General features: G+C 61.8%; 10 protein-coding genes and 1 pseudogene. 10 read left to right on the top strand and 1 reads right to left on the bottom strand.

Annotation, left to right across the window (positions count from 1 at the left end; all coding sequences use genetic code 11):
• The first annotated feature begins 114 nt into the window (after positions 1–114).
• The 5 genes and pseudogenes from BGIM_RS0100125 to BGIM_RS68085 form a co-directional block, all read left to right on the top strand.
• Positions 115–642, top strand: a complete 528-nt coding sequence (locus tag BGIM_RS0100125; RefSeq protein WP_020467831.1) for a hypothetical protein — start codon at positions 115–117, stop codon at positions 640–642.
• A 22-nt stretch (positions 643–664) separates the two neighbouring features.
• Complete coding sequence (locus BGIM_RS0100120; RefSeq protein ID WP_020467830.1) at positions 665–1,033, top strand: hypothetical protein; 369 nt, start codon at positions 665–667, stop codon at positions 1,031–1,033.
• Positions 1,034–1,103: 70 nt separating this feature from the next.
• Complete coding sequence (locus BGIM_RS0100115; RefSeq protein WP_020467829.1) at positions 1,104–1,568, top strand: TIGR02996 domain-containing protein; 465 nt, start codon at positions 1,104–1,106, stop codon at positions 1,566–1,568.
• Positions 1,569–1,685: 117 nt separating this feature from the next.
• Positions 1,686–2,063: a hypothetical protein gene (locus tag BGIM_RS47785; RefSeq protein ID WP_020467828.1), complete on the top strand. Its 378-nt coding sequence runs from the start codon at positions 1,686–1,688 to the stop codon at positions 2,061–2,063.
• Between the two features lie 110 nt (positions 2,064–2,173).
• Positions 2,174–2,245, top strand: a pseudogene (locus tag BGIM_RS68085) (TIGR02996 domain-containing protein); the annotation flags it as partial.
• Here the strand turns inward: BGIM_RS68085 and BGIM_RS66820 are convergent.
• Positions 2,216–2,359 (bottom strand): hypothetical protein, encoded by a 144-nt coding sequence (locus tag BGIM_RS66820; RefSeq protein WP_238537494.1) that lies wholly within the window; start codon positions 2,357–2,359, stop codon positions 2,216–2,218. The pseudogene BGIM_RS68085 and the gene BGIM_RS66820 sit on opposite strands and share 30 nt — an antisense overlap.
• A 216-nt stretch (positions 2,360–2,575) precedes the next feature.
• Here BGIM_RS66820 and BGIM_RS66815 point away from each other — a divergent pair, with 216 nt between their 5' ends.
• From BGIM_RS66815 to BGIM_RS62320, 5 genes are all read left to right on the top strand, one after another.
• A complete protein-coding gene (locus tag BGIM_RS66815; protein WP_238537493.1) occupies positions 2,576–2,941 on the top strand; it encodes a hypothetical protein in 366 nt (121 codons plus the stop codon).
• A gap of 141 nt (positions 2,942–3,082) precedes the next feature.
• Positions 3,083–3,346 carry a hypothetical protein gene (locus BGIM_RS0100100; RefSeq protein ID WP_020467826.1) on the top strand — a complete coding sequence of 88 codons (264 nt, stop codon included), beginning with the start codon at positions 3,083–3,085 and terminating at the stop codon, positions 3,344–3,346.
• 57 nt (positions 3,347–3,403) lie between these two features.
• On the top strand, positions 3,404–3,907 hold the full coding sequence (locus BGIM_RS56675) for a hypothetical protein (RefSeq protein WP_020467825.1): 504 nt from the start codon (positions 3,404–3,406) through the stop codon (positions 3,905–3,907).
• A gap of 72 nt (positions 3,908–3,979) precedes the next feature.
• Positions 3,980–4,480: an SMI1/KNR4 family protein gene (locus tag BGIM_RS47775; RefSeq protein WP_020467824.1), complete on the top strand. Its 501-nt coding sequence runs from the start codon at positions 3,980–3,982 to the stop codon at positions 4,478–4,480.
• A 249-nt stretch (positions 4,481–4,729) separates the two neighbouring features.
• Positions 4,730–5,087: hypothetical protein (locus tag BGIM_RS62320; RefSeq protein WP_040887348.1), on the top strand; the 358-nt coding region annotated here is incomplete at its 3' end.

Here is a 5,087-nt window from a genome sequence, read left to right as displayed (position 1 = left end):
CCCGCCGAACCAGGCGCCGGGGCAGACCGAGGCTGCATCAGTGATTTTCCAGGTTCATTGTCGCCCGGCCGCCCCGGCTGCCGAGCTTGTGCGTTTACGCAAATGAGGTGTCCCATGCCGTCATTACCGGAAGCCGAAGACACGGCCCAACATTGTTACACGATGGCGTACCGGATACTGCCTGAGTACGTTTCCCGTGAGGGGGCCGCGTTCATCGGGACCCTGACACGGAGCCGAACTCTCGGGGCCGGGTTCTACTACGTCATGGCCTGCCAGATGCACGAGAAAGAGCCGGACGCGAACCTCCTCCGGTCCTTCCCGGTCCACGACGGCGACCTCGACGAGGCCAGCCGATACTGCATCGTCGAATATCCAACGCCGTCGCCTGTGGACCTGTCGGAGTTGTCGCTGGAGGAGATGATGGAGTTGGCGGACAAGGTCATTCTTGCCCCCTATTTCTCGGCCATCATCCTGAACAAGCAGAGCCAGAAGGCGAGGTATTTCGTTCTCGGCCAGTCACCGGATGGCTTCACCACCCTGCGGGGGGTGACGCCGAACCTGAATGCCAACTTGGGACCGGGGTGCGAACCGGAACTGAAGGAGTTTATCGCACTGTTACGGGAGCGGTGTGACGGTTTGTGAGAAGACAAGTGGAGAGAACCAGATGAGCGAAGGGGCGCAGTCATGGGATTACCCCAGTCACGGGCCGCTCAGTCTGGAGGCGGTCCGGCGCGTTCATCGGCCGGGTGAGCGTTTTCGCATCAGTCCGGCCCGCCACCATCCGGGCGAGTCGTTCTCCGAGATCTCGCGTGCGGGCCGCCGTTATGTGCTGGCGGGGTCGTGTTCGTTCACCCAAGGCAACTTTGTCTGGGAACTGCGCGCCGGGCAATTCGCCGATCTTCCCGAGGGCCCGTTCGAGTTTCGCGTCCTGGATGCCGGCCCGGCGGAGTTGGTGCGCGTCTGGGAGTTGCCGCCCGGTTTTTGGAGCGGTCAGGCCGAACAAGGCGCCGTGCCTGATCGTGGTGGCATGTAGTCTTCTCAAGGTTCATCATTCACTTGGCCGCCCCGGCGGGTGAACTGTTGCGTTCGGCAAACGGAGGCACATGGACGAGGAAGCCGCATTCACCGAGACCATCCTTGCCGCACCGCGCGACGACGCTCCCCGGCTTGTGTTCGCAGACTGGTTGGAAGAGCGGGACGACCCTCGCGGCGAATGGCTGCGAGTCACTGTCCGGCTCCAACGGCTGGTCTGGAATATCGCGCCGGTCGAGATGCGGGCCAGACACCAATGGGTCCGCGAAGTCGCCCGGCTTCGGCATCGACTTCGGGAATTGATGACAGTGGTCCCCGAGGCTTGGGCGATACGGATGCAAGCCGGACACATCGAACACTGCAACATTTTGGACGGCGACTGTCCGCGAGAGTGGCTGCGGTTGCCGGAGTCGGATCGCCCTGATCGACGTCATTGCGTCGGCTGCGGCCGATTTGTTCGTTACTGCCGGTCGGCGGATGAGGTAAATCAGGCAGTGATTGAGCGGCAACCGGTGGTCAGGTCTCTGGTGTTGTAGCCGGCCGAACCAAGTGTTACGTCTGACCGGCGGGGCACATGGGCTTTTTGCGGATTATAGCGAGCTTGGCCACCCCGGCGGGTGAGTTGTGTTGTTTGGCAAACGGAGGGTCTGCGGATGTTCGGCTGGTTCAAGAAGAAGGCGACACAACCAACCGGCCCGGACTTCTCGGCCGTCGACTCCCAAGCCAAGGCGATGGAACTGTACGAGCGGGGAGACTTGGAGAAGCTGTTCCTCATGCCACTGGAGTTCGGCGGCACGGACAACCCGCTCAATACCCTGTATGTCCCGGTCGGGGTGGCCGACATCAAGGCGGGGATCGATAACAATGTCATCGGACCGCTGGCGGCCGGGGGCAAGATCACCAAGTACACGGCATCGCCGGAATATCAAGGCAAGAGCTTCATCCCCATCGCCATTCAAATCGTGGCGTCCGATCCGGGCGAGTTCAGCACCACGATCAATATCTGGGGCGAGGCTTTGTCTCGCGAGTAAGACGTCGAACAAAACGTTGCAGGTGACCGGGGACCACTGTCGTTGCAAAATAGCCGAGGTGTTCTGCCCCGGCCGCTGAGTTTTGGCGTTCGACAAAAAGGAGGGCTCGATTGGAAGAAGGTGACTTCCTGGCCGCGATCCTTGCCGCGCCATCAGATGATTTGCCCCGTCTCGTCTACGCGGATTGGCTGGACGAGCGAAACGACCGCCGGGGTGAATTCCTGCGTGTCGAATGTGCGATCAATCGACTTGAGCGAGGCAAGCAGAACTCCCCGCCCGTGGTCGGGCAACTTCAACAATTGCTCCGTAACTTGCGTGAACTCTCCGTTGATTTTTCGATGGAGTGGCTTGCCGCGGTGAGTCGCTTTCCGATAGCCCCGCTTTTGTGCCGATTACACCAAGAATCCTGCAATGCGTGCCGACGGGCCGGACAAGACGGGCTGTTGAAGACAATGCATGTCGGACAGATGCGTCGTCGAAGGTGCCATTGCCGGGCGGCAGGACAAGTCGAGTTGACGAACACTTCATTAACGGATGTCGTGATTTGGTACGATTGCTCACCGCTGCAATACTTGGATATTCGAGTGATTGATGAGGCAGGGCGAGTCCGGTCTGCCGACTCTTACGGGAGTATGTTTTCCCCGTATTCGGAATATTTTGAACTCCGGTTGAAACCCGGACAAACGATCCGAAACACAGTCGCCCTGTTGAACATGCCGGACGAAGTGGCCGAAGCCGGGCGGTATACGATGATCGCAAGGTATGAGTATGGCGGCTGGCGGGCGGTATCCAGCCCGTTCGAGCTGGTCCTGACCCGAGAGTACCGGCTTCGGTACGATTCTCCTCCCAAGCAAGAGCCTTGGTGGCGATTCTGGTAATCGGATAATGCCCGGCCGGATCAAGGCAAGCCGAACCAAACGTTGCGGGCGGACGGGGGCTTGAGCCATCGTAAATTGGTTCCGATCAACTAACCCCGGCCACCAAGTTTAGGCGTTCGGCAAGAGAAGAGGGCTCCGGCGGTGCAATGGGCGAAATTCCACAAACTCGTGGATGACACGGTCGCTCGCCTGAAGTTGGCCGATGGCGACCGCGAGAAGATCGAGGCCGCCATTCGCCGATACATCGAGCGTGGAGACGGGTACGGGATGTCGTCCCATGACCTGTGGGACTTCCTCGCCATCAGCTCGCCCGGCATCCCCGAGCGGGCCGGGTATTGCGGGGTTGAGTGCGAGCAGATGGTCACGGTGTTTGACCGGCTTTCCAAAGAGCGGTTTGGCGGGTAGGATCAGTCACCCGTCGCGGCGGCCGAACCGTGGCATTCGGCGATCTCGGAGGGGCGAATGGAAGTGGGAACGCTGGCGCTGCACCGCTTCAACGGCGACGAAGTGTACGCCGTCAAGTACCCCACGATCACGGCATCCGAGGAGGATGGCGCGGTCGAACTGCTCCTATACGCGGACACCAAGGTGAAGCCGGTTCGGACACTGCCGGACACCGCCGAACTTGAGCCGCAGCCCAACGCCGAGGTGTGCATCACCCTGAAAACACTCGACGTGTCCAGGCTGGTTGGCCGCCGGTTCTCCGTCCCGGCCTCGTGGAACGACGAGAAACAAGACCACGTCTCCTGCCTGTACTACTGCGAGCATGGCGACCTGAACAAGAACGTGGTGCGGTTTCTGGAGCGGCAGGGCAACAAGTTCCTCGTCCACTGGACCGCGACAACCACGGACGTGAACCACTACGACGGCAGCAAGCCCGACACCAAGTTCGAGCTCAAGGCGTGGTTCACGTTCAAGAACATCCACAGGTGGGCGGGCACCGAGCCTGACCGGCGGGGCGCGTAGGCTTTTTGCGGATCATGGCGAGACTGGCCCCGCCGGCGGGTGAGATGATCGTTTGGCGGCGGAGGGACATTGATGAAAGATCTTCGGGACCGCCTTCTGGCTTGGAAGCGAGGCCGGTACGGGCCGGACGAGTCGTTCGGGCCGGGCGCTTCCCCCGAGGCGTTCGCGGAGGCCGAGGCGGCCTTGGGCGTGGCGCTTCCCGCGGATGTCCGCGAGGCTTTTGCCCTGCACGACCCGTTCTGGCTCCCGGTGAAGGACGAACTCTTGAGCCTCGCCGAGATCGTGAACATCTGGAATCACTACGTCGGGGATTGGAGCCGGGAACCTTGGGGGGCGGGGAACACGCCGGAGGGGCCGATCCGTCCGGACTGGTGGAACCGGCGGTGGATTCCGATCACCTTCAACCAAGGGAACTGCCACTTCCTTGACCTGGACCCGGCGGAAGGCGGGACCTTGGGCCAGGTGTGCGATTACGACATCGAGGGGCCGAGGACGCGACTGATCGCCCCGAACTACCGGGCGTGGGCGAAGTTGTTGGTCACAGACCTGGAGCAGGGCGTTATTCAAATCTGAAACGTGACGGGCCGAACCATCCGCAACCGCCGTATTATTATTTAGAGCGAGCGGAAAGAATGAAACAGTCGGCGATCAGAGTACTCCGCACGCTCCGCGTGCGGGCGGGACGTTGACCCGTTTCATCGTCTGGCCTCGGAGGAAGTCCCATCCGCACGCGGAGCGTGTGGAGTACTCTGGCCCCCGGCCGTTCATTGTTTCCGCTCGCTCTTATCAAAGCGGAGCCCATCCCGAGAAAGACGCTGGCTCATGGCCTCGATCCCGTCACGCGGCCTCCTCTTGCCACTCTTCGTGGCCCCCCAGATCATTTTGGCGGCCGTCGGCATGTGGCTGTTTGACGAGTTGGGCCGCTGCCCCGCCGAGGCCATCCGAACCAGCGCCGCCGGGCTGGAGGCGACAGCCGGTCTGCAGCAGAGTCTGTTCGATGCCGAACGCATGGCCTTGTTCGCGGTCATAGACGGGGAGCGACTTCACCCGGACGTGCGGAAGGCGTTCCGGATGTGCATTGATCAGGCGCGCGCCCGTCTCCCGGGCGCGCAGGCGCCCGCCGCGCTTCCGGCACAGTTGCCGGAGGCAGCGGGGTTGACGAAGCGGGTTGATGAACTGG

Origin of the sequence: Zavarzinella formosa DSM 19928 (genome assembly GCF_000255705.1) — a bacterium.
GTDB lineage: Bacteria > Planctomycetota > Planctomycetia > Gemmatales > Gemmataceae > Zavarzinella > Zavarzinella formosa.
This window is presented reverse-complemented; position numbering and strand designations above follow the sequence as displayed.